Origin of the sequence: Sphingomonas sp. NPDC079357, from assembly GCF_044901155.1 — a bacterium.
In the GTDB taxonomy this organism is placed as follows: Bacteria; Pseudomonadota; Alphaproteobacteria; order Sphingomonadales; family Sphingomonadaceae; genus Sphingomonas.
This window is the reverse complement of record NZ_JBJDOM010000001.1, coordinates 143,677-168,365: the sequence shown is the minus strand read 5'-3', so window position 1 is coordinate 168,365 and position 24,689 is coordinate 143,677. Positions and strand designations below refer to the sequence as shown.

Below are 24,689 nucleotides of genomic sequence, written 5' to 3'. Positions count from 1 at the left end.
TGACATAGAGGTTACGCCTTCATGACAGCGGCTTCGGCGCTGGCGCCGGAAGGGTTACCGTCACGCGCGTGCCGACGCCGACGGTGCTGGCGATGTCGAGCCGCCCGCGATGGCGTTCGACGATGTGCTTCACGATCGCAAGGCCAAGACCGGTGCCCCCGATCGAGCGGCTGCGGCCTGGATCGACGCGGTAGAAGCGCTCGGTCAGGCGCGGCAGATGCTCGGGCGGGATCCCGTCGCCGTGATCCGCGACGCGCAAACAGACATTCTGCGCCTGCGTCCAGAGTGTTACCTCGACGGGGGTGCCGGCGCGGCCGTATTTCATCGCGTTGCCGATCAGATTGTGGATCAGCTGTGATAACTGGATCGGATCGCCGGTGACGGGCGGCAGGTCGTCGGCGATATCGAGATGGATGTCCTCGCCACGATCGCCATGCGTCGTGATAAGCGCGTCGCACGCCTCTTGGGTGAGGTCGGCGAGGTCGACCGCCGCGCGCAGTTCGCGGAACTTCTCGGCCTCGATCCGCGACAGGCTCATCAGATCCTCGACCAGCCGCTCCATGCGCCGCGCCTCGTCGAAGACGATCGCGAGGAAGCGCTTGCGCAAGCCCGGATCGTCGCCAGCCTCGTCGGCCAGCGTCTCGACATAGCCGAGGATCGAGGCGAGCGGTGTGCGCAGTTCGTGGCTGGCGTTGGCGACGAAATCGACGCGCATCTTTTCGGCGGCGTGCTGCCCGGTGCGATCGACCAGCTGCACCAGCCGCGCATCCTCGCCGATCGGCGCGGCGCGCATCTCCCACCGTTGATCGAGCGTGCCGATCCCGACGAGGTCGACCGGCTGGGTCGCACCCTCGGCCAGATGCGCGGCGGCGCCGGGGTGGCGGATCGCGACCCGCGCGTCCTCGCCGACGATATGTGCGCCCAGCAGCGTCCTCGCCGCGACATTGGCCAGCGCGACCCTGCCGCCGCGCAGCACCAGCACCGGTTCCGCCACCGCTTCGACGATCGCGGTCGCGGGCAGATCGTGCGGGGTGGTGGGTGTTTCATCTTCCCCGGCGGTCTGCTCTTCGGGGATGGTGGCGATGATGACGACGAGTGCCGCGCCCCCGGCAAGCGCGGCAAGCGCCGCCTGACCGTCATGCGAGAGCAGCAGGACCACCGCCGCGGTAGCGACGGCAATCGCCACCGCCAGCCAGGCACGCAAGGGAATTTCGTCGATCACGCCTGTCGGGATAGCGCAGCCGTGTTACGAAAGGCAGAGCGTTTCAGCGTCGCCGTGCGCCGCGTCCGATCCGCACCACCACGAGCACGCCGATGATGATCGTCGTGTCCGCCACCCAGTCCATGATATCGCAGTCGCGGTGCAGCGCGGGGATCGACTGCAACACCTCGATCATCGCCCCGAGGAACGACAAACGTTCGCCAATCCGCAACAACGATCCGTGGGGGAAGGAGAGCACCGACAGCAGGGTCAGCGTGCCGAACGCCGCCATATGCTGCCATTTATCCCCGACCTCGACGATCTGCACCGGATGCGGCATCAGCGCCATGCCCACCGCGAAGCACGTCGCGACGATCAGCGCGAAAAACCAGGGAACGCGCACTTCGGTCATGCCAGTCGCTCCAGCGCGGGGACCAGGTCGGCGAAGCTGTCGATCACCAGCTCGGCTCCGAGTTCCTCGACCGGTTGCATCAGGAAGCCGAACGAACAGGCGATCGCAGGCAACCCGGCAGCGTGCGCGGCCGTGATGTCGTAGATCGAATCGCCGACGAACGCCGCGCGTCCGCCGCCACAGCGTTCCACCATTGCGTCGATCGGCAGCCGCGAGGGCTTGCCGTTGCCCGGCCCCATCGTGTCCCCGCCGATGATCGTCGCGAAGCGATCGGCGAGGTCGAGTTCGGCCAGGATCTGACGGGCGAGCGCCTCGAGTTTGTTGGTGACGATCGCCACCGTCACGCCTCGTGCGGCAAGCTCGTCGAGCGCATCGAGCGCGTGCGGAAAGGGGCGGGTGAGAACGGCGATGTTTGCTTCGTAATGGTCGAGCAAGCGGCGCTGCAGCACGTCGAGTTCCGCATCGGTGCAGCCGCCGGTCGCCGCCATGCCCTGCGCGAGCATATGGCGCGCGCCGCCGCCGATCATCGGCTTGACCTGCTCGACCGAGAGCGTCGGGCGGCCGGCGCTGGCGAGCGCATGGTTGAGCGCCGCGGCGAGATCGCCGGACGTATCGAGCAGGGTACCGTCGAGATCGAACCCGACGATGCGAAAGGGGAAGTTAGCCATGGATTGCGCGGGTTGCCGTGCGATACTGGAATTGGCAAGCAAAGGGTGGCAGGGCGGGGCCATGTCGAGCCGTAACATCGCCGTCGTCGTCCTCGCCGCGGGCAAGGGCACCCGCATGAAATCCGACCTGCACAAGGTACTGCACCCGATCGCGGGACGACCGATGCTGTTGCACCTGCTCGCCACTGCCGCGACGGTGTTGCCCGAGCGGACGGTGGTGGTGACGGGGGCCGGGCGCGAGCAGGTCGAGGCGGCGGTGACGCCGCTCGGGGCGAAGATCGCGGTGCAGGGTGAACAGCTCGGTACCGGTCATGCGGTGATGCAGGCGCGCGAAGCGCTGGCGGGGTTCGCGGGCGACGTGCTGATCCTCTACGGCGACGTGCCGCTGGTGCGCGCGGAGACGATGCGGGCGATGCTCGACCGGCTCGACGCCGACGATGCGCCCGCCGTCGTGGTGCTGGGGTTTCGTCCTGCGGATGCAGGCGCTTACGGGCGGCTGATCGTCGCCGAAGGCGGCGACCGCCTGGAAAAGATCGTCGAGTTCAAGGATGCCGACGCCGCCGAGCGCGCAGTGACCTTGTGCAACTCCGGGCTGATGGCGGCACGCGGCGAGTTGCTGTTCGACCTGCTCGCGCGGCTCGGCAACGACAATGCGGCGGGCGAATATTATCTCACCGACGTGGTCGAGCTGTCGGGGGCGGCGGTGGTGGTCGAGGCGAGCGCCGACGAGGTGACCGGCGTCAACAGCCGCGGTGAACTCGCGGCGGTCGAGGCGATGTGGCAGCAGACGCGGCGCGCGCAGGCGATGGCGGACGGCGCGACGCTGATTGCACCGGAAACCGTGTGGTTCGCGCATGATACGGTGCTGGGGCGCGACGTGACGATCGAGCCGAACGTGGTGTTCGGCCCCGGCGTGTCGGTCGCCGATGGCGCCACGATCCGCGCGTTCAGCCATCTGGAGGGGGCGACGATCGGGGGGCGCGCGGATGTCGGCCCTTATGCGCGGCTCCGGCCTGGGGCGGTGCTGGCCGAGGCGGCCAAGGTCGGCAATTTCGTCGAGATCAAGAAGGCGACCGTTGGGGTCGGTGCGAAGGTCAACCACCTGTCGTACATCGGCGATGCGGAGGTTGGCGCGCGCGCGAACATCGGCGCGGGGACGATCACCTGCAATTACGACGGCTTTTTCAAGTATCGCACCGTGATCGGCGAGGGCGCGTTCGTGGGATCGAACAGCGCGCTGGTCGCGCCGGTGACGGTCGGGGCGGGGGCGATCGTCGGGGCAGGTTCCGTTGTTGTCCGCGATGTTACGGCAGATTCACTTGCCTTGGCGCGCGGCCGGCAGGAAGAGCGCGGTGGTTGGGCGAAGCGCTTTCGCGATGCGATGACGGCCAAGAAGAAGGGCGAGAAGTAAGATGTGCGGTATCGTCGGAATCCTCGGCCACGACGATGTGGCCGATCGCCTGCTCGACGGGCTGAAGCGGCTGGAATATCGCGGTTATGACTCCGCCGGGATCGCGACGATCGTCGATGGCGCGATCGAGCGGCGGCGCGCGTCGGGCAAGCTGGTCAACCTCGGCAAGGAGCTCGCCGCGCATCCTTTGCCCGGCACCACCGGGATCGCGCACACCCGCTGGGCGACCCACGGCGGGCCGACCACCAACAACGCGCACCCGCACGCGACGGACGAAGTTGCGGTCGTTCACAACGGGATCATCGAGAACTTTAAGACTCTGCGTGAAGAGTTGCAGGCGCGCGGGCGCGTCTTCACCAGCGAGACCGACACCGAGGTCGTCGCGCACCTGATCAGCGAGCAGGTCGAGGGCGGCAAGTCGCCGACCGAGGCGGTGCGCGAGGTGCTGCCGCGGCTGCACGGTGCGTTTGCGCTGGCGATTCTGTTCCGCAGCCACCCGGAACTGCTGATCGGCGCGCGGCTGGGGTCGCCGCTGGTGGTCGGCTATGGCGATGATGAGACATATCTTGGCTCGGACGCGCTGGCGCTGGCGCCGCTGACGCAGCGGATCGCCTATCTGGAAGAGGGCGACTGGGTGGTCTGCGCGCGCGACGACACGCAGGTGTACGATCGCGACAACCAGCCGGTCGAGCGGCCGGTGACGATCTCGGGCGTCACCGGGGCGTTGATCGACAAGGGCAATCATCGCCACTTCATGCAGAAGGAGATTTACGAACAGCCGATCGTGGTCGCGCAGACGCTGCGCAGCTATCTTCAGCGGTTCGAGGGCAAGATCGTGCTGCCGATCCCCGACTTCGACCTGTCGGGCATCAAGCGCGTCACGATCGTGGCATGCGGGACGAGCTTCTACGCCGGGATGGTCGCCAAATACTGGTTCGAGCAGTTCGCGCGCGTGCCGGTTGACCTGGATGTCGCGAGCGAGTTCCGTTACCGCGCGCCAGTGATGGAAGAGGGTGGATTAGCTTTATTTATCAGTCAGTCAGGCGAGACTGCTGATACATTGGCAGCACTCCGCCACGCGCGTGCGGAGAAGCAAACGATCGCCGTCGTCGTCAACGTGCCGACCAGCACGATGGCGCGCGAGGCGGACCTGCTGCTGCCCACCCATGCCGGGCCGGAGATCGGCGTGGCTTCGACCAAGGCCTTCTCTTGCCAGCTTGCCGTACTGGCGGCGCTGGCGGCGAACCTTGCGAAAGCGAAGGGGCGGCTGAGCGAGAGCGAGGAACGTAGCATCGTCAGGCAGCTCGCCGAGGCACCTGCCGCGATCAACGGTGCGCTGGCCTATGACGAGTCGATCGAGGCGATTGCCGGGGTGATCGCGGGGGCGCGCGATGTGCTGTATCTGGGGCGCGGGACCGATTACCCGCTGGCGCTCGAGGGTGCACTAAAGTTGAAGGAAATCAGCTACATCCATGCCGAAGGTTATGCGGCGGGTGAGATGAAGCACGGGCCAATCGCGTTGATCGACGAGAATGTTCCTGTCGTTGTAATCGCGCCTTCCGGGCCATTGTTCGACAAGACCGTGAGCAACATGCAGGAAGTTCAGGCGCGCGGCGGAAAAGTTTTGCTCATCAGCGACTATGACGGGGTCGAGGCGGCGGGTGACGGCTGCGTCGCGACGATCACGATGCCGAAGGTCCACCCGCTGATCGCGCCGATTGTCTATGCGGTGCCGGTGCAATTGCTCGCGTATCACGTTGCGGTCGCGAAGGGGACCGATGTCGACCAGCCGCGCAATCTCGCCAAGAGCGTAACGGTCGAATAAACTTAGCGAAAATGCAGCACGCCGTCGTCGAGGCGGCGGCGCATCGTCAGTGCATCGCGGATATAATTTTGCTGCACGCGCCACGGCACGCGCTTGCCCTGGCGAGGGAGCCATTCGGCAACACGTTGAATGTAGCCGGAATTGAGGTCGAGGAGGGGAGTGGTGGCTTGCTCCGCGGCTTCAGGGACGGGAGTGGCGACGGTGGCGCGGGTTGCGTTCATGTGGTCGAGCAGGCGGGCGACGAAGCGGGCGCTGAGGTCGCTGCGCAGCGTCCAGGAGGCGTTCGTATAACCCGTTGAAAAGGCCATGTTCGGCACGTCGCTGAGCATCGCGCCCTTGTAGACGAGGTGGCGGTGCGGTTCGATCAGGCGGCCGTCGACCGAGAGGGCGGTGCCGCCCATCAGCTTGAGGCGGAGGCCGGTGGCGGTGCCGATCACGTCGGCGGGAATAATATCGCCTGATGTCAGCCGAATACCGTCCGAAGTGAAGCGATCGATGGTGTCGGTGACGATTGTCGCGCGGCGGTCGCGGAGGACAGTGAACAGGTCGCTGTCGGGGACGAGGCATAGCCGCTGATCCCATGGATTGTAGTTCGGCGTCAGATGCTTGGCGAGGTCATAGCCGTCGCCGAGCGCGGCGCGTTGTTGCCTGGCGATCTGGCGCTTCACCCATTCGGGGCGGCGGCGCGCGAGCGTGTAGCTGCCGACGCCGTAAGCGATACTTTTCCAGCGGGTTAGCGTGTCGGCGAGCCGCGCCGGGAGGAAGCGGTGAAGTGCGGCGGCGAGGCGGTCGCGGGCGGGCATGGCGACGATAAACGTCGGGGAACGCTGGAGCATCGTGACGTGCGCCGCGCCTTGCGCGACCAGCGCCGGGACGAGGGTGACGGCGGTGGCGCCGGAACCGATCACCACCACGCGCCGCCCGGTGACGGAAAGGTCGTCCGGCCATGCCTGCGGGTGCACGATGCGGCCCGAAAATACCCCCATGCCCGGCCATTCGGGCGCATGACCGCGCGCATAATCGTAATAGCCGGCGCACAAAAACAGGAAACGGCACGTCAATCGCGCGGAAACGCCGTCGACCTCGTAGCTGACGGTCCAGCGCGCTTCGGCGCTCGACCAATCGGCGGCGACGACGCGATGGCGGAAGCGGACGTGGCGGTCGATGCCGAAGGTGCGGGCGGTATCGTGGAGGTAGGCGAGGATGTCGGCACCATCCGCGATCGTCTTCTCGCCGCGCCACGGATGGAAGGGGAAGCCGAGCGTCGTCATGTCCGAGTCCGAGCGGATGCCGGGATAGCGGAACAGGTCCCAGGTGCCGCCGATCGCGTCACGGGCCTCGAAGATCGCCCAGCGCCGGTCGGGACGGTTTTGGCCGATCCGATAGGCCGCGCCGATCCCCGACAGGCCGGCGCCGACGATCAGCACGTCGAGATGCTCGTTCATGCCGCCCCCTTACGGGCGCGGACCGGGGCTTGTCATCACGAGCGGAGGCGGACGCCGATCCACAATGTGCGCGGGGTGGCGCGCTCGACGACGCCGGTGCCACTGATCCCCGCCTCGACGCGCGCGTCAAAGACATTTTCGGCGCGTGCCTCGATCGAGATGCGGCGGGTGAGCGGGAGCGCGGCATAGCCGTCGAGCGTCGTTGCCGCGGCGAGGGTGCGGCTGTTCTGATCGTCCTCGAACTGCGCAGCGCTGTGGCGGAGCGTTGCGGAGAACGCTGCGTCCTGCTGGCGCCAGCCGAATGCGGTCGAGACCAGATCGCGCGGAGTCTGCGCGGGGCGCAGGTCGTCGAGCGGGGCGGCGCTGCCGGAGGCGCGGACGTGCGGGTTCACATGGCTCCACGAGGCGCTGGCGAACCACGGGCCGTGATCCCAGCGCGCGTCCAGCTCGACGCCGGTCGACTCGATCGCGTCGAGGTTCTGCCGGACGCGGTAGGTGCCGCCGGCCGCGACGAAGCCGACGCCGGGAAAGGTGCCGGGGCCGCGCCCGGCGGTGACGTTGCTGATCGCGTCGGTGAGGCGGTTCCAGAACAGCGTGCCGGTCAGGCTGACGCCGCCGACCGGGACGAGCGTCACGCCGCCGTCGACGCCGGTCAGCCGCTCGGGCGAGAGCAAGGCGTTGGCGGCGACCGCGTCGGTGCCGACGCGGAACGGCCGATAGAGTTCGTTGAGCGTTGGGAGTCGCCAGCCACGGTAGGCGGAGGTGCGCAGCGTCAGTGGCGGCGCGATCGTCCACGCCGCCCCGGCGCGTCCGATCCATTCGGTGCCGCTGCGGTCGGCGAAGTCGCTGGTGGTGAGCGCCGCGCCCGTGGCGAGCGCGACCTCGCGCAGGCTGCCGTCGGTGAGCTGCCAGCGATCGACGCGTCCGCCGAGTGTCAGCGTCAGCGCGCCGGCGGTGAGCGTGCCGTCGCCGAACAGGCCCCAGGTGAGCGCCGCGCCGCCTGCGACGCGGCGGCGGGTCGGAAGCGCGGCGACATAGGTGTAGTGTTCCTGCGTCCGCCCTTCGACACGGCGGATGTCGGCGCCGAAGCGCAGGTCGCGGCCGGTGCCAATTCGCGGTGCGAGTTCGATCCGGCCGCCGAGGCCGGTCGCGGGGGTGTTGTACTGGTCGAGCGTCTGCGTCGCGGTCTGACGCGCGGCGTCGACGCTTGCGAATTGCGAGGCGAAGGCGCGGGTCTGGAGATAGGCGAGCGCCGACCAGCCGAGTGCGCCGCGCCCGACGAGGCGCAGGCTGGCGTCCGCACCCTCGCTGCGGTTGGCGGTGAAGGCGGTGCCGCGCTCGCGCGTGTCGGTGAAGCCGGAGACGTTCGCCTGCAACTCGGTGGAGGGCGCGACGGTGACGACGGTGCGTACGGCGGCGGAGAATTGCTCGTAGGGGGCGGGGCGGTCGGCGGGGCCGCGTTGTCCCGCGACCGTGGGGATGAAGCCATCGCCGCGCGCATAGGCGGCGGAGAGCGTCGCGAAGCCTGCGCCGCGTTCGAGCAGTGCCGAGCCGGTGGCGTCCAATGAATCGCGACTCCCGTAGGCGAGGTCGGCGGCGAGCGCCGGCTGGTCGCGCGGGCCGCTGCTGTCGATCTCGACCGTTCCCGCCAGCGCGCCGGGACCGAAATAGCCGCTGCCGCCGCCGCGCGTGACGCGGATCGCGCCGATCCGGTCGGTCGCATAGGCAGGGAACGGCACCCAGCCGCCGAACGGATCGGTCTGCGGCACGCCGTCGAGGATCAGCAGCGCACGGCTGGAGGCGTTGCCGCCGATCCCGCGCAGCGAGATGCCCTGGCTGGTCGGGTTCGCCGAGCGCGAGTCGGCACGGCGGAATTGCTGGAGCCCGGCGACGTCGGCGAGGACGCTTTCGAGCCGGTTGCTCGCATTCTCACGAATTCGTGCGGCGTCGAGCGTCACGACCGAGGCGGCCTTGTCGCCGGGGCGCGGGGCGAGCCCGCGGCCGCGCACGACCACCTCCTCGCCCTCCTGCGCGGCGGCCGGGGCAGTGAGCGTGCCGGCGAGCAGCAGGGCGATGGACAGATGCTTCATGTAACGTCTCCGGGCGGCAGCGCCGGTCAGGTCGCTGCTGCCGTGGGGAAAATGTCGAGCCGCGCGGCGAAGGCGGAGAAGAGCGTCGGCCATGCCGCGGCGGGCGTGCCGGCGGGGAGGCGGACGCCGAAGCCGTGGCCGCCCTTGTCGAAGGCGTGCAGTTCGGACGGGCGCTGCGCCGCGAGAAGCGCCTGATAGAGCGCGAGGCTGTTGGCGATCGGCACCAGCCCGTCGTCGCTGGCGTGCGCGAGGAAGATCGGCGCGGTCTGCGCATCGACATGGCGTTCGACCGAGGCGGCGCGGCGCGTGGCTTCGTCCGAGGGCGTGCCGAGGAGATTGTCGCGCGAGCCGACGTGGGTGAACGGTTCTGAGAGCGACACGACCGGGTAGATCAGCCCGGCGAGATCGGGGCGCGCCGACAGCCGGTCGTTGGCGTCGACCGGCGCGTAGGTACGCTCGGCATGGCGGGTGGCGAGGCTGCCGGCGAGGTGCCCGCCCGCCGAAAAGCCGATGACCGCAACGCGCTTCGCGTCGACGCCGAAGCGGGCGGCGTTGGCGCGGATCAGCCGCAACCCGCGTTGGGCGTCCTGCAGCGGCACCAGCGCACGGTCGCGCCAGCCCTCGCCGGGCAGGCGGTAGGTGAGGATGAAGCACGTGACTCCGCGCGCGTTCAGCCAGCGCGCCTGTTCCTCGCCCTCATTGTCGAAGGCGAGAAAGCCGTAGCCACCGCCGGGGATCAGCATCACCGCCGCGCCGTTCGGCTGTGCCGGGCGGCGGACGGTGAGCGTCGGCATCGCGATGCCGGTCAGCCAGCGATCGTTGAAGCCGGAAGTCTTCGAGCGTTGCTCGACCTTGCGGGTCGGCAGGGTGGCGGGAGCGCCGGGGGGCGAGCCGGGCCAGAGCGGAAGCGTCTCGTCGCCCGGCTGCGCGGCGACGATCGCGGGTGCGAGCGGGGCGGCGGCGAAGGCGGCGAGCAACGTGCGGCGGGTGGGGGCGTCGATCGTCGCGGCCATGCTATCTCTCTCCGAGGATTATCGCGCTTCGCTTAGGGTTTGTGCGTGGTGGCAACAAGGTTGTGATGGTGGAAGACGTCATCCCGGACGCTTCGACAAGCTCAGGAAAGCCTTGATCGCGAAATTCGCTTCCTCACGTGGCGGGGGAAGGAGCGGGGCCCCGGATCAGGTCATCTGTGACCGCTATCATCAAAATGTGCGGGAATGACTTACCTGCGGCAAGGTTGGTGCTAAGCAGGGCGAATGACGGGGGAGAGACGCAAGCGACGCTCGGGCGTGCCGACGATCGCCGATGTGGCACAGCTGGCCGGCGTGTCGCAGATGACGGTGTCGCGCGTCATCAATGCCGAGGGCAATGTTCGCGCCGAGACGCGCGAGACCGTCAATGCGGCGATCCGGCAGCTCGATTATTCGCCCAACCCGGCGGCGCGGCGGCTGGCGGGAGCGGCGCAGCTGCGGATCGGCCTGTTGTTCAGCAACCCCAGCGAATCGTATCTGAGCGCGTTCCTGCTCGGCAGCCTCGATCAGGCGGGACGGTCCGATATCCAGCTGATCGTGCAGAAATGCGAGCTGGACGATCATGAGGGCGATGTCGCGGCGCGGTTGATCGAGGGCGGGATCGACGGCGTGATCCTGCCGCCACCATTATGCGATTCGCCCGTGGTGCTCGACGTGCTGCTGGCGGCGGGCATCCCGACGGTCGCGGTGGCGACCAGCGCGCCGCCGCCGCAGGTCGGGGCGGTCGCGATCGACGACCGCGGCGCGGCGGAGGCGATGACCGCGCATCTGCTCGCACTGGGGCACCGCCGGATCGGTTTCATCCGCGGCAACGACAATATCCATGCCAGCGCCGAGCGGCTGGCCGGATATCGCGCGGCGCTGATCGCGGCGGGGCAGGCGCCGGACGAGAGGCTGATCGCGCAGGGACTGTTCGATTACCGCTCCGGACTGACGGCGGCCGAGCACTTGCTCGACATGCCCGAGCCGCCGACCGCGATCTTTGCAAGCAACGACGATATGGCGGCGGCATCGGTAGCGGTGGCGCATCGCCGCGGGCTGGACGTGCCGCGCGACCTGACGGTGTGCGGGTTCGACGACAGTGCGCTGGCGACGACGATCTGGCCCGAGCTGACCACGATCCGCCAGCCGATCGCGGACATGAGCCGCGCCGCCATCGAGCTGCTGGCCGGGATGCTGGCCGATCGTCGCGAGACCGGGCGTGGCAACGCGAAGCAGGTGACGCTGGACTATACGCTGGTGCGGCGGGGATCCGACGCACCGCCGGGTCCTCTGACTGCCGAACGGGGTCGCTGAACCGCGCGGCGCGTGATAGCGCGCGCGGCGGTGATCGGGCGGTCGGTGAGTGGGCGTGGAGGTTCGACGGTGAGTGACGGCGTGGCAGCGGGGCGCGGCTGAGATGGGCGCGATCGCCGGGCTGTTTCACCCCTCGACCCCAAAGCCGGTCGATCCGGCGCGCGTCCGCTCAATGGCGGCGGCAATGGCGCATCGCGGGCCGGACGGCGCGGGCGAATGGACCGCGCCGGGGGTCGGCTTCGCGCATCGACGGCTGGCGATCGTCGGCGGGGCGGCGGCGACGCAGCCGGTCGCGACCCCGGACCTGCGCTATGCCGCGATGCTTGACGGCACGATCCTGAACCACGCGGCGCTACGCGCGGAGCTGCGCGCGCTGGGGCATCGCTTCGTCGGCGAGGGCGATGCGGAGGTGGTGCTGCATGGCTTTGCGGCGTGGGGGCCGGCGGTGCTCGATCGGCTGGACGGCGCCTTCGCGATCGCGGTGCACGATGCGGCGACGCAGACGCTGTTTCTCGCGCGCGACCGGTTGGGGGCCAAGCCGCTGCATCTGACGATGCTGCCCGATGGTGCACTGATCTTTGCCTCCGAGCTGAAGGGGCTGCTCGCGCACCCGCTGCTGCGGCGCGCGCCCGACGCGGCGGCGGTCGGGGATTACCTGACGCTGAGCTATGTGCCCGACGATGCCTGCGTGATCGCCGGGGTCGAGAAGCTGGCGGCGGGGCATTTCCTGCTGGTCGAGCGGGCGCGACCGTTGCGTGGGGCGCGGCGCTGGTGGGGCTTGCCCGGCGGTGGGGACGCACCGGGCGAGGCGTTGCTGGGCGAACTGCGCGCCGCGACGGCACGGGGGGCAAGCGGGGAACGGCCGGTGGCGCTGCTGCTTGGCGGTCTCGGCGATGCGGCGGTGGTCGCGCTGGCGGCGGAGGCGAGCGCGAGGGCGGTCTCGACCGTCGGCGTCGGGGACGACACCGGGGTGTCGGCGCGGTTCGCCACCGCGCACCGTCGCGCCGCGCTCGATGACCTGCCGGCGTTGCTCACCGATCTGGTCGCCGCCTTCGACGAACCATGCGGCGACCCGGCGGCGCTGACGGCGATGGCCGCGGCGCGCGGAAGTGGGCCGGTGGTGATGTCGGGGGCGGGCGCATCCGTAATGATGGAGGGCGCCCGCTGGCGGCGTTTCGCTCGGCGCGAGCGCTGGCGGCGCTGGCGTTGGACGCTGCCGGGGCTGGGTGAGGCGGCCGTGGACTATGCGCTGGCGGTCGGCGCTGCGAATCCGGGTGCGGTGTGGAGCGCGGCGGGCGGGCAGCAGGTGCCGCAGCGGTTCGCGGCGGCGTGGGGTGGGGGTGATCCGCTGGATGCCGCGCTGCGCACCGATCTAGCGACGCGCCTGCCCGGACAGGTGCTGACGATCGCGGATCGCGTCGGAATGGCGGCGGGCGCGGAATGGCGGACGCCGTTCGCCGATCCGAAGCTGGTGACGTTCGTGCTGTCGTTGCCGGCCGGGGTGCGGGGAGCGCGGACATCGCCGCTGGTCGGCGCGATGGCGCGGCACTTGCCGGCGATGCCCGTTACCGCGCCGCCGCCGCCGGTCTCGCAATGGCTGCGCGGGCCGCTGCGCGCGGAGGTGGCGCAACTGGAGCGGTCGCGGTTCCTGGCCGAGCTGGGCTGGTTCGACACCGCGCACATCGCCGCGTCTATCGAGCGGCACCGCGGTGGCGATGACGGGCACGCTGCGCTGTTGTGGCGGGTGCTGGTGCTCGAGCGAAGCCTTACCCGGTTGTTTGGCTCGCCAGCGTCCGCTTGATGAACAGGTCGAACAGTTGCGGCCAATGCGAGCCGGGAAGCTCGGGCGGGAGATAGGCGGGGCCGAAGCCGTGACCGCCTTCCTGAAAGAAATGTGCCTCGACCGCCACGCGCGCTGCCTGACAGGCGGCGAGCATCGCCATCGGCTGCGCGGCGGGGACGATCGGATCGTCAAGCGCGTGGGTGATGAAGATCGGCGGGGTGTCGCGATTGACGCGCCGGTCGGTGTCGAACCGCGCCGCACCGAGCGCGCCGACGCGCATCCTGTCGCCGGTGATGATCGGATAGACGAGGCCGGCATAAGCAGGGCGCGCGGGTAGCTCGTCGGCGGCGTCGAGCGGCGCGTAGACGGGATCGGCAAAGGCGGTGGCGATGCTGGCGGCGAGCAGGCCGCCGGCCGAAAAGCCGACCACGCCGAGCTTTGCCGGGTCGATCGCGAAATCGGCCGCGCGCGCGCGGATCAGCCGCATCGCACGCTGCGCATCCTGCAGCGGTACGTCCTGCGGCTCCAGCCAGCCCTCGCCGGGGAGGCGATAGGCGAGGACGAAGACCGTCACGCCGAGCGGGTTGAAGGTGCGCGCGACGTTGATGCCTTCGTTCTCGACCGACAGGTAGCGGTAGCCGCCGCCGGGGAGCGACAGCAACGCCCGGCCATCGGGTTTCGCCGGGCGGTAGACGCCGACAACAGGCGCGGCGACGCCGCTGAGATGGAGTTCGCGGCGCGGGGGCTGGCCGCTCATCTCGTTATTGGGTGTCGGAAGGTGGCGCGGGCTGTTGGGCGGTCGTTTGGGCCAGAGCGGGAAATGCTCGCGCGGGGGCCAAACGGTCGCTTCCTGCGCGGTGGCTGGCGATGTCATCGCGAGGGTGGCAAGGCCCGCCGCTCCGCCGATCACTGCGCGCCGGTCGATTGGCATCCATGTCCCTCCGTTGTTTCGGAAGGCGTTATGGCAGGGATGGGGGAGCGGGGGCAACCGTGCCCGCCAACGGGCCGGAACACGTCCGGGGCGACGAGTGAGGACAGGTCTTCGTCAAAGCCACGGGCGTCGGAGGTTCCGGATGTCCGACTTTGCGGGAAGGATGAGGGGGAGGAAACGGCTGCTTCCTCCCCTGCATCACATCACTTGGTGTCGAACAGCGTCGCCCACTTGCGGGTCGGGCGGTCCTTCCACAAACCGCGGTGGTAAGCGTCGGAAGCCAGCAGCGGCATCACCGAGCCGGCCTCGGCAAACACCATCTGCTCGATGCCGGTGTTGACCTTGCCCCAGCTCGCCGCTTCCTGCAGCGTCGAGGACGAGCACGCGCCGTCGCGGACGTCGGCGACGGTGATCTGCACCGCGTACTTGTGCACCTCGACATCCTCGTGGCCGAGGATTTCGGCGCAGACGACGGTGTCCTGGATAAAGTTCTTCGGCACGCCGCCGCCGATCATCAGCAGACCGGTGGTGCCCGCCTTGATCTTAATGTCGGTCAGCTCGCGGAAGTCCGCGACCGCGTCGATCATCAGATACGGCTTGCCTTCCTTGGCACGGTCGACCTGGTGCTTGACGAGGCCGAAGCCCGCCGAGCTGTCGACGAACGCCGGGCAGAAGATCGGCACATCATGCTCATAGGCGAGCTTGACGAGGCTGTTCTCCTTCTTGCCGTGCTCGACGAGATACTTGCCCATCTCGCGGATGAAGGCGCGCGACGAATAAGCCTTCGGCTCGATCGTATTGCAGATCTCGTAGATCGTGTGGTCGCAGTCCTGAAGCTGCTCCTCGTCGATGTACGTATCGTAGATGCGGTCGATGTAGAGCGAGCGCAGCGTGTCGTCATCGGGCACCTCGAGCGCCTGATAATGCTTGTGACCCAGGCCCTCGAAGAAATCCATGTCGACGATCGTCGCGCCGGTGGCGACGATCACGTCGACCATGTTGTTGCGCACCAGCTCGGCATAGAGGTCCATGCAGCCGCCGGCCGAGGTCGATCCGGCGATGACGAGGACGACGGTGCAATCCTTGTCGCCCAGCATCTGGTTGTAGATCTTCGTCGCGCGGCCGAGGTCGCGGCTGGTGAAGCTCATGTCGCTCATCGCGTCGACGATCGGGCGTGCGTCGAAGCTCTTGATGTCGATGTGCTTGACCTGCTTCGACAGCAGTTCCGCCTTGCGGTGGTCGTTGATCTTGGTGTCGGTCATGGGGGCTCCCACAGGGAAATACACGTCGTTCAATGGGGACGCGAAGACCCGAACGATGACGGCGTGCGGAACATCCGCACGCCGCCACCGGATCACTGAAGTCGTAAGGTTACAGCTTCACGACGTTGCCGGTAACCTGTCGCGGCAGTTCGATGTAGAGCGACTCCATCGGCTCGTCGGTGGCGACCACCGTCTCGTCCGAGGTGAAGCCGTTGAACGCGGTGCGCATCGCGGCGCCATAGGCGCCGAGCATCCCGATCTCGACATAGTCGCCGACCGTCACGTCCGCGGGCAGCGGGAACGGACCGGGCATATAGTCCATGTCGTCGCAGGTCGGACCCCACAGGCTGAACGCATGATCGCGGACCGTCGACTCCGGCTCGCGCAGCAGCGCGACCGGATAGCGCCAGCCGATGTGCGCCGCGTCGAACAGTGCGCCATAAGCGCCGTCGTTGATATACAGTTCCTCGCCGCGGCGACGCTCGACGCGCACCACGACCGAGCTGTACTCGGCGCTGAGCGCGCGTCCCGGCTCCGCCCAGAGTTCGGCCGAATAGCTGATCGGCAGGCTCTCGAACGCGCGGTGGATCGTCTCGAAATACCGCTCCAGCGGCGGGGGAGTCATGCCCGGGTAGACCGAGGGGAAACCGCCGCCCACGTCGATCACGTCGACCGTGACCGCCGCGCCGACGATCGCCTGACGCACGCGCTCCATCGCCTGCGCATAGGCATCCGGAGTCATCGCCTGCGAGCCGACGTGGAAGCAGATGCCGAGCGCATCGGCGACCTGGCGGGTCGCGATCAGCAACTCCTTCGACTCGTCCGGTGCGACGCCGAACTTGGCGCCGAGGCTGAGCTTCGAATGCTCCGACGAGACGCGCAGCCGCACGCAGAGCGTGAGGTCTGCCGCGCTGCGGGTGGCACGCACGATTTTCGCCAGCTCTTCCATGCTGTCGAGCGAAAAGGTGCGGACACCGTGCGTGAAATACGCCTCGGCAATCGCTTCCTCGGCCTTGACCGGGTGCATGAAGCACAGGGTCGCGTCCGGCAAGGTGCGGGCGACCAGACGGACCTCGGCGATCGAGGCGACGTCGTAGGTCGTCACACCATTGTCATAGAGCGTGCGTAGCAGCTCCGGGCTCGGGTTCGCCTTGACCGCATACATGGTCCGGCCCGGAAACTTCTCCGTAAAGAAGCGGGCGGCCCGTGCCGCGGCGTGCGGACGAACGATCGTCACCGGCTGAACCGGCTGACGAATAGCGATGTCGATGGCCCCGGCGACGGAATCGGCGGGAACGGTCGAGAGGGGCGCTAACCCCAGCGCGCGATGATGCTGGTGCAACTCAAGGGACCTCCAATTGCCTTGCGGCATACGGTGACAAAAAGCTGCCTTGCGGTTGGAAGTCCCATGGGGCAGCGGAGGCGCGAAATATGATCGCAGGACCCTAATGTAAAGTGTCCATTGCGACGAAAGGTGTATTTGTGACGATTACGCGACAACCGACCCGCGCAGGGGTTCGCGATGCTGCCGCCAAGGTTGCCGCAGTGCTGCCACCTTCCCCGATATTCAATCGTGAAATCAATGGGATCGACGTAACCTTTAAAGCTGAGTGTCTGCAACCGGTCGGCGCCTTCAAGGTGCGTGGCGCATGGCATCGGCTGACCGCGCTGAGCGAGGAATCGCGACCGCGCGGGGTCGTGGCCTTCTCGTCGGGCAACCACGCGCAGGGAATCGCCTGGGCGGCAAGGCGGCTGGGCATCCCGGCCACGGTGGTGATGCCGAGAGACGCGCCCGCCGCGAAGCGTGAGTCGACGCTCGCCCTCGGCGCGGAGGTGGTGCCGTATGACCGCGCCACCGAGTCGCGCGAAACGATCGCGGCGCGGCTGGCCGAGGCGCGCGGCGCGACGCTGGTACCGAGCTTCGACGATCCATGGGTGATCGAGGGGCAGGGCAGCGCCGGGGTCGAGGCGGCGGCGCAGATGGTGGCGGCGGGTCTCGGCGCGCCGCGGCATATCGTGAGCCCGTGCGGCGGCGGCGGGCTGGCGGCGGGACTCGCGCTGGCGCTGCCCGAGGCGCGGGTGACGGTGGTGGAGCCGGAGGGCTGGGACGACATGCGCCGCAGTCTGGAGGCAAGCTGGATCGAGCCGGTCGGCGACGCGCCGCCGCCGACCGCCTGCGACGCATTGCAGACGATGCGGGTTTCGCCGCTTACCTTCGACGTATTGTCGCGGCGCGATGCGACCGGGGTGGCGGTGAGCGAGGCGGAGGTGCGCGTCGCGCAGCGGTGGGTGGCGACGCAGTTGCGGCTGGTGGTGGAGCCGGGCGGGGCGGTGGCGCTCGCCGCGGTGCTGGCGGGGCGGGTCGCGGTCGAGCCGGGGATGCTGGTGATCCTGTCGGGCGGGAACGTCGACATGGAGAATTATGCGCGCGTGCTGGCGGGGGAGGTGGCATGAACGGAACGCTGACGGGGATTGCGGCGGTCGCACCGGCGGTGGCAATGTTGGCGGCGTTCGCGTGCGCGATCGGCGGAGGGTATCTGCTCGTCAAGCGGCGGCAGCGGCTGAAGGGTGTGCTGATGCTGGTGATGGCGGCGGTACTGGTGGGGAATGTGTTGATCTGGACGGTGTGACACCCGCGCGAATGTTGCGAATGTTGAGACGCTGGCGGGGGTGGCGCGGGCGGAGCGCTTGCGAAGGTTGAGGCAATCGCGGGGGTGAGGGCGCGGGGCAGGCATGACGGCCCGCAGATACGCCTTGTCGGAGCGTGTAGGACAGGCCGGCTGCGTGGAGGGGGAGCGATCCACCTGTGCCCGTCGAGCATGACCCGAGCGCCCGCTTCTTCTTCTCGGCGTCGACAAGAAGTGGGGCCCCGGATCAGGTCCGGGGCGACGGAGAAGGTGGCGTACCGGCTTTGCTTTCAGCGCCGCGGCGTCATTCGCGCTCGCCCCACCGCCAACGCCAGCCGCCGTCGGTCTTGAAGGCGGCGACGACCGCCAGCAACACCGCGGCGGTAAGGATCGTGGCGGTTCGTGCGCCATCGTCGAGGAAAATGTTCGCGAGCGTCAGGATCGCGAAGAAGAGCGCCAATAATGTCCAGCCCTGCCATGCGACCGGCATGCCCGCGCCGTAACCGTAGCGCTTCGGGGCGAACCATGGCTTTTGCGGGTGTGACGGCATCATATACCTCCGCTGACTTTATACCGCGGGGGCGGACGCGGGCAAAGCCCGCGTCGTCGGTCGGCGCGGCGCGCCGCCGGCCGGTGCGCCGCGGAACGCGGGCGCAGGCGGTCGCCTGCGCTTCCGCGCGGCTCACTTGATCGGCGAGTTCGGGTCCAGCCGCATGTCGAGGTAATTGTCGACCGATTTCATCAGGTCGTCCATCTCGTGCTCGAAGAAATGGTTGGCGCGCGGGATCACGTCGTGGTGGATCGTGATGTGCTTCTGCGTGCGCAGCTTGTCGACCAGCTTCTGCGAGGCAAGCGGGGTGGCGACCTCGTCCTCGGCGCCCTGGATGATGATCCCCGACGACGGGCATGGCGCAAGGAACGAGAAGTCGAACAGGTTCGCGGGCGGCGCAATCGAGATGAAGCCGCGAATCTCCGGGCGGCGCATCAGCAGCTGCATCGCGATCCACGCGCCGAAGCCGAAGCCCGCAACCCAGGTGGTCTGCGCCTCCTGATGGAAGCTCTGCACCCAGTCGAGCGCGGAGGCGGCGTCGGACAGCTCGCCGATGCCGTTGTCGAACGTGCCCTGGCTCTTGCCGACGCCGCGGAAGTTGAAGCGCAGCGTCGCGAAGCCGCGGCGCTGGAAGGTCTTGTACAGCTCCTGCACGATCTTGTTGTTCATCGTGCCGCCCGCGTTCGGGTGCGGGTGGAGGATCATCGCGACGGGAGCGCGCGGGCGCGGGGCGGGGGCGAAGCGCCCCTCGATGCGGCCTTCGGGTCCGGGAAAGATGACTTCTGGCATGATGACCTTGTGCTTTGGCAGGCAGCCGTTGGGGCCGGCGGGAAGCGCGCTATATAGGCCCGAACGCCGAAAATGGAATGTGTCTTGACCGAGCCGCTGTACCTCGACCACGCCGCGACGACTCCGATGACCCCTGCGGCCGTGCAGGCGGTGCGGGACGGGATGGCGATATGGGCCAACCCGTCCTCGCCGCACGCCGCCGGACGCGCGGCGCGCGCGGCGCTGGAGGCGGCGCGGGGGCGGATCGGCGCGGCTTATGGATGGACGGGCGAGGTGTTGCTGACGAGCGGGGCGAGCGAGTCGCTGGCGATCGCGCTCGGGCGTTGCACCGTGGCGCGGCGGATCGTGTCGGCGGTGGAGCATGACGCGGTGCTGCGCGCGGGCGGGCGCGCGGAGGTGCTGCCGGTCGACGCTTTGGGGCGGGTCGATGCGGGGGCGCTGGGCGACGTGGCGGGCGCGCTGGTGGCGGTGCAATGGTGCAACAGCGAGACCGGCGTGTTGCAGCCGATCGCGGAGATCGCGGCGGCGGTGCATGACGGGGGCGGGCTGTTGCTGGTCGATGCCGCGCAGATGCCCGCGTCGGATGCGCTGGCGGCGTTGGCGGACTTCGTGGCGGTGTCGGCGCACAAGCGCGGCGGGCCGCCGGGGACGGGGGCGCTGCTGGTGCGTGACGTCGCGACCTTGCATCCGAGCGGCGGGCAGGAGCGCGGCTATCGGCCGGGAACCGAGAATCTGCCCGGCGTGCTGGGACATGACGCGGCGCTGGCCGAGGGGGAGCCGGGTCATGGCGAGCGACGGGCGCGGCTCGATGATGCGATCCGGCGTTCGGGCGGGATCGTCGTGGCGGAGGACACCGCGCGGCATCCGGCGATCGGGGCGTACAGGATGCCGGGGGTCGCGTCGGCGGCGCAGCTGATCCGCTTCGACTTGGCCGGGATCGCGGTGTCGGCGGGGAGCGCCTGCGCGAGCGGGAGCCTCAAGCCAAGCCATGTGCTGCGCGCGATGGGGTGGAGCGAGGAGGCGTCGCGCGAGGTGGTGCGGGTGAGCTTCGGGCGGACGACGACGGATGCCGACGTCGAGCGCTTCATCGCGGCGTGGCGCGGGGTGGCGCGGGCGACCGGGCGGTTCGCGGCGTGACCTATCTCGATTATCAGGCGACGACGCCTTTGGCTCCCGAGGCGCTCGACGCGATGCTGCCGTGGCTGCGCGACCAGCACGCCAACCCGCACTCGCCGCATCGTGCCGGGCGTGCCGCGAAGGCGGCGGTGGAGGTGGCGCGCGCGCAGGTCGCGGCACTGCTGCCGGCCGGCGGACGGGTGGTGTTCACGAGCGGGGCGACCGAGGCGCTCAACTGGGCGATCAAGGGAGTCGGGGGCGCGATCGTGACGCAGGCGACCGAACATGCCGCGGTGCTCGATACCGTCGCGGCGAGCGGGCGCGCGAAGATGGTGCTGCCGGTCGATCGCGACGGGCGGGTCGCACCCGACGCCGCCGCGGCGGCGGTGCGCGAGACGGGCGCGCGGCTGGTCGCGGTGATGCTGGTCAATAACGAGATCGGGACGGTCCAGCCAATCGCGGAGATCGCGGCGGCGGTGAGGCCGCTCGGCGCGTTGTTGCTGTGCGATGCGGTACAGGGGTTCGGGCGCGTCGCGGTACCGGATGGGTGCGACATGGTCGCGATCTCCGCACACAAGATCTACGGGCCGAAGGGAATTGGCGCCTTGTGGGTGCGGGATGGCGTGACGCTCGCCCCGCTGTTGCATGGCGGCGATCAGGAGCTTGGGCGGTCGGGGACGTTGAGCCCGGCACTGTGCGCGGGCTTTGGAGCGGCGGCGGCATTGGCCAAGGCGCGGATGGTGGAGGATGGAGCAGAGGCGGCGCGATTGTTCGCGGTGGCGCAGGCGCGGCTGAGCGGGTGGACGCTCAACGGTTCGGACGAGGCACGCTGGCCGGGGAACCTGAGCGTGCGGCGCGACGGGCTGGATGTCGCGCGGTTGATGAGCGATGTGCGCGACGTGGCGTTCTCGGCCGGGTCGGCGTGCGCGAGCGGGTCGGGACGGACCAGCCACGTGCTGCGCGCAATCGGGCTGAACGATGCGCAGGCGCGATCGACGATCCGTATCGGCTTTGGGCGGTATACGCGCGAGGATGAACTGGCGTCGGCGCTCGACCGGCTGGTGGCAGCGGCGGATAAGCAGAAGGTGGCGGCATGAAGGTGCTTGTCGACGGCGAAGAGCTGGCGGCGAGCGCGGGCGAGCGGTTGCTCGACGTCGCGCGCCGCAACGGGCTGCCGCTGGAGGGAACGTGCAACGGCGATCTGGCATGCGCGACCTGTCATGTGATCGTCGATGCCGACTGGTTTGCGAAGCTGCCGGCGGCGCGCGAGGAGGAGGAGGACATGCTCGACCTCGTCGTCGACGCGCGGCGGACCAGCCGGCTGGCGTGCCAGATCGTGCTGACGCCGGAATTCGACAAGCTTTCTGTCAGCTTACCATAGGGTTCAGGGTCGGTGCAGTGCTCCCGGAGCATCTTGTCAAATAGGGCAGGGGATTTCGGGAGTAGAGCGTATGAAACTGATGACCTTGAGCTTCGCCGGCCTGATGGCGGCGATGACATTGGTTCCGACCGCGGCGACGGCACAGCCGGGACCGCGGCATGGCTGGGATGACCGTCGCGGCTGGGACGACCGTCGCGATGACCGTCGCGGGTATGACGATCGGCGCGGCTGGCGTGGTGACCGCGGCTGGCGCGGTGATCGCGGCTGGCGGGGCGACCGTGGCTGGCGGGGCGACCGTTATGCATGGAACGGCTACCGCGGTGCGCGTACGCAGACGGTGTGTCGCTGGGTAGACGGTTATTACGGGCCGGAGCGTCGCTGTTTCCGCGTACGTCGCTAACGGCGTGACGCTTTGACTTGATCGAGCCGCCCGGCTCCGCCATATGGCGCGCGGGAGTCGGGCGGACGTGGTCGTCGCCAACCTGGTCAGGTCCTGACGGAAGCAGCCACAACGATTTCGCCGCGGGTCGTTCCGGCTCCCACCGCGTAGACAGCGAGAGAGCGGCCATGCCGCTCCACGCTGGCAAGCGCGGCCGGCGGGGCGCAGCTCCGACCGATGACGCGGCTTTGCCGCGGCGGTTCTTATGACACAGCGGCGTCTGTTTGGCTGGCGAGCGGATCGCTAGACGGCACAGACATGGGCCCCTGCCTGCGCAGGGGCGACGGCTTGTTAAATCCGACGGTCGCTTTGCGGCGGGTGTTCCGGTGACGGCCGCCCCTCACCCCTGCCTTTCCCCCGAGGGGGAGAGGGAGGAGCGTCACGCTCGCTTTCGACAGGGAGAAGCCTTCGACAAGCCGCACGCGCGCTCCTATATCCGCGGGCAATGTCCGACTCTCTCGACCTCGGCACGCCGCCGCAGCCTGTGGCAAGCGCGCAGCCTTATCGCGTGCTGGCGCGCAAGTATCGGCCGCAGACGTTCGCCGCGCTGATCGGGCAGGACGCGATGGTCCAGACGCTCGGCAATGCGATCAAGCGCGACCGGATCGCGCACGCCTTTCTGCTGACGGGCGTGCGCGGGGTCGGCAAGACCTCGACCGCGCGGCTGATCGCCAAGGCGCTCAATTGCGTCGGCGCGGACGGGCAGGGTGGGCCGACGATCGATCCGTGCGGAATGTGCGAGCCGTGCCGTGCGATCGCCGAGGGGCGGCATATCGACGTGATCGAAATGGATGCCGCCAGCCACACCGGCATCGACGATGTCCGCGAGATCATCGAGGCGTCGCGCTATGCCGCGGTATCGGCACGCTACAAGATCTATATCATCGACGAAGTCCATATGCTGTCGAAGGCGGCGTTCAACGGGCTGCTCAAGACGCTGGAGGAACCGCCGGCGCATGTGAAATTCCTGTTCGCCACCACCGAGGTGAACAAGGTGCCGGTGACGGTGCTGTCGCGCTGCCAGCGGTTCGATTTGCGGCGCATCCCGGCGCAATTGCTTGCCGAGCATTTCGGGCGGGTGGTCGAGGCCGAGGGGGCGCAGGCCGATCCCGAGGCGCTGGCGCTGATCGCACGCGCCGCGGAAGGGTCGGCGCGCGACGGGCTGTCGATCCTCGATCAGGCGATCGCGCATGCCGATCTGGAGGGCGGCGGGGTGCGTGCCGAGGCGGTGCGCGAGATGCTCGGGCTGTCGGACCGCAATGCGGTGCGCGACCTGCTCGCGCTGGTGCTCGCGGCGGATGCGCCCGGCGCGCTGGCGGCGCTGCGGCGGCAATATGATCTGGGGGTCGATCCGCTCGGCGTGATGCGCGCTTTGCTCGAGGCGGTGCATGGCGTGACGCAGGTGAAGGTGGGCGCGCCGGACGATGCCGCGCAGCCGGCCGAGGAGCGTGCGGCCTATCGGGAGTGGGCGGGAAAGCTGTCGTTCCCGGCGCTGCACCGGCTGTGGCAATTGTTCCTGAAGGGGCATGAGGAGGTGGGGCGCGCGGCGCTGCCGATCGAAACCGCCGAGATGGCAATCCTGCGCGCGATCCATGCCTCGACCTTGCCCGATCCGGGCGAGCTGGCGCGGCGGCTGGCGGCGGGGGATGTGCCGGTGGCGGCGACGAGCGCGCCGGCGCCGCCGGCCGCGCCGCCGGCGCCGGAGGACCGTGCGCCAAAGGAATTCGCCGGCATGCTGGCGTTGCTTGATGAGCGCGGCAAGCTCGACCTGCTGGTGCGGCTGCGGCGCGGCGCGAGCGTGGTGCGCTATGCCCCGCCCGAAATCGTGTTCAGCGGGACGCGGCCGCTGTCGACCGATACGTTGACCGAGCTGGCGGCGGTGCTGCGCGAGGCGACGGGCACGCCGTGGAAACTGGCGATGGCCGATTTGCCCGGCGCGCCGACGATGTTCGAGGCCGAGCAGGACGTGGTGCAGGCGCGGCATGACGCGGCGCGCGCGCACCCGATCGTCGCCGCCGCCTTCGATGCGTTTCCGGGCGCCGAACTGATCGATCCGAAACCTGCGCAGAGGAGTATTACATGAAGGATCTCAACGACATTCTGGCGATGGCCCAGAACGTCCAAAACGAACTGCAAAAGGCGCAGGACAGCCTCGACACGATCGAGGTCGAAGGCGTCGCGGGCGGCGGGCTGGTGAAGATCAAGGCCTCGGCCAAGGGGCGGATCATCGCGGTCGCACTCGACGATTCGCTGATCGTGCCGTCCGAGAAGCAGATGCTGGAAGACCTGATCGCGGCGGCGCTGAACGATGCGCGCGCCAAGGCGGATGCGGCATCGTCGACCGAAATGTCGAAGATGACCAGCGGGCTGCCGTTGCCGCCGGGGTTCAAGCTGCCGTTCTGATTCGGCACATCGCCGATCCTTCCGGTAAC

General features: G+C 68.9%; 23 protein-coding genes and 1 other RNA gene. 13 read left to right on the top strand and 11 right to left on the bottom strand.

Annotated features, from left to right (window positions below; all coding sequences use genetic code 11):
• Window positions 1-19: 19 nt before the first annotated feature.
• From ACI2JO_RS00735 to ACI2JO_RS00725, 3 genes are read right to left on the bottom strand one after another with little or no spacing between them, the layout of a single operon-like run.
• Complete coding sequence (locus tag ACI2JO_RS00735; protein ID WP_404718850.1) at window positions 20-1,222, bottom strand: ATP-binding protein; 1,203 nt, start codon at window positions 1,220-1,222, stop codon at window positions 20-22.
• Window positions 1,223-1,265: 43 nt separating this feature from the next.
• The gene (locus tag ACI2JO_RS00730; protein ID WP_404718849.1) at window positions 1,266-1,613 is read right to left on the bottom strand and encodes a hypothetical protein; all 348 of its coding nucleotides are present in this window, start codon (window positions 1,611-1,613) and stop codon (window positions 1,266-1,268) included.
• Window positions 1,610-2,281 carry an HAD-IA family hydrolase gene (locus tag ACI2JO_RS00725; RefSeq protein ID WP_404718848.1) on the bottom strand — a complete coding sequence of 224 codons (672 nt, stop codon included), beginning with the start codon at window positions 2,279-2,281 and terminating at the stop codon, window positions 1,610-1,612. Before ACI2JO_RS00725 ends, ACI2JO_RS00730 begins: the two co-directional genes overlap by 4 nt.
• Window positions 2,282-2,342: 61 nt before the next feature.
• Here ACI2JO_RS00725 and glmU point away from each other — a divergent pair, with 61 nt between their 5' ends.
• Both glmU and glmS read left to right on the top strand, forming a co-directional pair.
• The gene (gene glmU, locus ACI2JO_RS00720) at window positions 2,343-3,692 is read left to right on the top strand and encodes a bifunctional UDP-N-acetylglucosamine diphosphorylase/glucosamine-1-phosphate N-acetyltransferase GlmU (protein WP_404718847.1); all 1,350 of its coding nucleotides are present in this window, start codon (window positions 2,343-2,345) and stop codon (window positions 3,690-3,692) included.
• Window position 3,693: 1 nt separating this feature from the next.
• Entirely contained in the window at window positions 3,694-5,517 is a 1,824-nt protein-coding gene (gene glmS, locus ACI2JO_RS00715; protein WP_404718846.1) for a glutamine--fructose-6-phosphate transaminase (isomerizing), read from the top strand.
• A 2-nt stretch (window positions 5,518-5,519) separates the two neighbouring features.
• On the opposite strand, the gene ACI2JO_RS00710 is transcribed toward glmS, so the two are convergent.
• The 3 genes from ACI2JO_RS00710 to ACI2JO_RS00700 are packed head-to-tail and all read right to left on the bottom strand — an operon-like array spanning window position 5,520 to window position 10,065.
• Window positions 5,520-6,962: a flavin-containing monooxygenase gene (locus ACI2JO_RS00710; protein WP_404718845.1), complete on the bottom strand. Its 1,443-nt coding sequence runs from the start codon at window positions 6,960-6,962 to the stop codon at window positions 5,520-5,522.
• Between the two features lie 35 nt (window positions 6,963-6,997).
• The gene (locus tag ACI2JO_RS00705; RefSeq protein ID WP_404718844.1) at window positions 6,998-9,052 is read right to left on the bottom strand and encodes a TonB-dependent receptor; all 2,055 of its coding nucleotides are present in this window, start codon (window positions 9,050-9,052) and stop codon (window positions 6,998-7,000) included.
• 26 nt (window positions 9,053-9,078) lie between these two features.
• Complete coding sequence (locus tag ACI2JO_RS00700) at window positions 9,079-10,065, bottom strand: alpha/beta hydrolase (protein WP_404718843.1); 987 nt, start codon at window positions 10,063-10,065, stop codon at window positions 9,079-9,081.
• Between the two features lie 243 nt (window positions 10,066-10,308).
• Here ACI2JO_RS00700 and ACI2JO_RS00695 point away from each other — a divergent pair, with 243 nt between their 5' ends.
• Window positions 10,309-11,379 (top strand): LacI family DNA-binding transcriptional regulator, encoded by a 1,071-nt coding sequence (locus ACI2JO_RS00695; RefSeq protein WP_404718842.1) that lies wholly within the window; start codon window positions 10,309-10,311, stop codon window positions 11,377-11,379.
• Between the two features lie 73 nt (window positions 11,380-11,452).
• The gene (locus tag ACI2JO_RS00690) at window positions 11,453-13,180 is read left to right on the top strand and encodes an asparagine synthetase B family protein (RefSeq protein WP_404718841.1); all 1,728 of its coding nucleotides are present in this window, start codon (window positions 11,453-11,455) and stop codon (window positions 13,178-13,180) included.
• On the opposite strand, the gene ACI2JO_RS00685 is transcribed toward ACI2JO_RS00690, so the two are convergent.
• The 3 genes from ACI2JO_RS00685 to ACI2JO_RS00675 all read right to left on the bottom strand — a co-directional run bounded on the left by ACI2JO_RS00685 (window position 13,146) and on the right by ACI2JO_RS00675 (window position 16,697).
• Window positions 13,146-14,093, bottom strand: a complete 948-nt coding sequence (locus tag ACI2JO_RS00685) for an alpha/beta hydrolase (RefSeq protein WP_404718840.1) — start codon at window positions 14,091-14,093, stop codon at window positions 13,146-13,148. The genes ACI2JO_RS00690 and ACI2JO_RS00685 overlap by 35 nt on opposite strands.
• Before the next feature lie 203 nt (window positions 14,094-14,296).
• Window positions 14,297-15,355 (bottom strand): deoxyhypusine synthase, encoded by a 1,059-nt coding sequence (locus ACI2JO_RS00680; RefSeq protein WP_404718839.1) that lies wholly within the window; start codon window positions 15,353-15,355, stop codon window positions 14,297-14,299.
• Between the two features lie 109 nt (window positions 15,356-15,464).
• Window positions 15,465-16,697, bottom strand: coding sequence for a type III PLP-dependent enzyme (locus ACI2JO_RS00675; RefSeq protein ID WP_404718838.1), 1,233 nt, complete (start codon window positions 16,695-16,697; stop codon window positions 15,465-15,467).
• A gap of 140 nt (window positions 16,698-16,837) precedes the next feature.
• Here ACI2JO_RS00675 and ACI2JO_RS00670 point away from each other — a divergent pair, with 140 nt between their 5' ends.
• Together ACI2JO_RS00670 and ACI2JO_RS00665 are read left to right on the top strand one after the other, a co-directional pair.
• Window positions 16,838-17,809, top strand: a complete 972-nt coding sequence (locus tag ACI2JO_RS00670) for a threonine/serine dehydratase (protein ID WP_404718837.1) — start codon at window positions 16,838-16,840, stop codon at window positions 17,807-17,809.
• Window positions 17,806-17,985: a hypothetical protein gene (locus ACI2JO_RS00665; RefSeq protein ID WP_404718836.1), complete on the top strand. Its 180-nt coding sequence runs from the start codon at window positions 17,806-17,808 to the stop codon at window positions 17,983-17,985. Before ACI2JO_RS00670 ends, ACI2JO_RS00665 begins: the two co-directional genes overlap by 4 nt.
• A gap of 301 nt (window positions 17,986-18,286) precedes the next feature.
• Here ACI2JO_RS00665 and ACI2JO_RS00660 read toward each other — a convergent pair whose 3' ends face one another.
• Complete coding sequence (locus ACI2JO_RS00660; protein ID WP_404718835.1) at window positions 18,287-18,532, bottom strand: hypothetical protein; 246 nt, start codon at window positions 18,530-18,532, stop codon at window positions 18,287-18,289.
• Between the two features lie 132 nt (window positions 18,533-18,664).
• Complete coding sequence (locus ACI2JO_RS00655) at window positions 18,665-19,321, bottom strand: alpha/beta hydrolase (protein WP_028965652.1); 657 nt, start codon at window positions 19,319-19,321, stop codon at window positions 18,665-18,667.
• An 84-nt stretch (window positions 19,322-19,405) separates the two neighbouring features.
• Here ACI2JO_RS00655 and ACI2JO_RS00650 point away from each other — a divergent pair, with 84 nt between their 5' ends.
• The 7 genes from ACI2JO_RS00650 to ACI2JO_RS00620 all read left to right on the top strand — a co-directional run bounded on the left by ACI2JO_RS00650 (window position 19,406) and on the right by ACI2JO_RS00620 (window position 24,660).
• Complete coding sequence (locus ACI2JO_RS00650) at window positions 19,406-20,458, top strand: cysteine desulfurase family protein (RefSeq protein WP_404718834.1); 1,053 nt, start codon at window positions 19,406-19,408, stop codon at window positions 20,456-20,458.
• On the top strand, window positions 20,455-21,534 hold the full coding sequence (locus ACI2JO_RS00645; RefSeq protein WP_404718833.1) for a cysteine desulfurase family protein: 1,080 nt from the start codon (window positions 20,455-20,457) through the stop codon (window positions 21,532-21,534). The genes ACI2JO_RS00650 and ACI2JO_RS00645 overlap by 4 nt, the downstream gene beginning before the upstream one ends.
• Window positions 21,531-21,818 carry a 2Fe-2S iron-sulfur cluster-binding protein gene (locus ACI2JO_RS00640; RefSeq protein ID WP_404718832.1) on the top strand — a complete coding sequence of 96 codons (288 nt, stop codon included), beginning with the start codon at window positions 21,531-21,533 and terminating at the stop codon, window positions 21,816-21,818. The genes ACI2JO_RS00645 and ACI2JO_RS00640 overlap by 4 nt, the downstream gene beginning before the upstream one ends.
• 70 nt (window positions 21,819-21,888) lie before the next feature.
• Window positions 21,889-22,218: a hypothetical protein gene (locus ACI2JO_RS00635; RefSeq protein ID WP_404718831.1), complete on the top strand. Its 330-nt coding sequence runs from the start codon at window positions 21,889-21,891 to the stop codon at window positions 22,216-22,218.
• A gap of 49 nt (window positions 22,219-22,267) precedes the next feature.
• An RNA gene (gene ffs / locus ACI2JO_RS00630) (signal recognition particle sRNA small type) lies at window positions 22,268-22,365 on the top strand.
• 337 nt (window positions 22,366-22,702) lie between these two features.
• Entirely contained in the window at window positions 22,703-24,340 is a 1,638-nt protein-coding gene (locus ACI2JO_RS00625; protein WP_404718830.1) for a DNA polymerase III subunit gamma/tau, read from the top strand.
• Window positions 24,337-24,660 (top strand): YbaB/EbfC family nucleoid-associated protein, encoded by a 324-nt coding sequence (locus ACI2JO_RS00620; protein WP_404718829.1) that lies wholly within the window; start codon window positions 24,337-24,339, stop codon window positions 24,658-24,660. The genes ACI2JO_RS00625 and ACI2JO_RS00620 overlap by 4 nt, the downstream gene beginning before the upstream one ends.
• Window positions 24,661-24,689 lie beyond the last annotated feature (29 nt).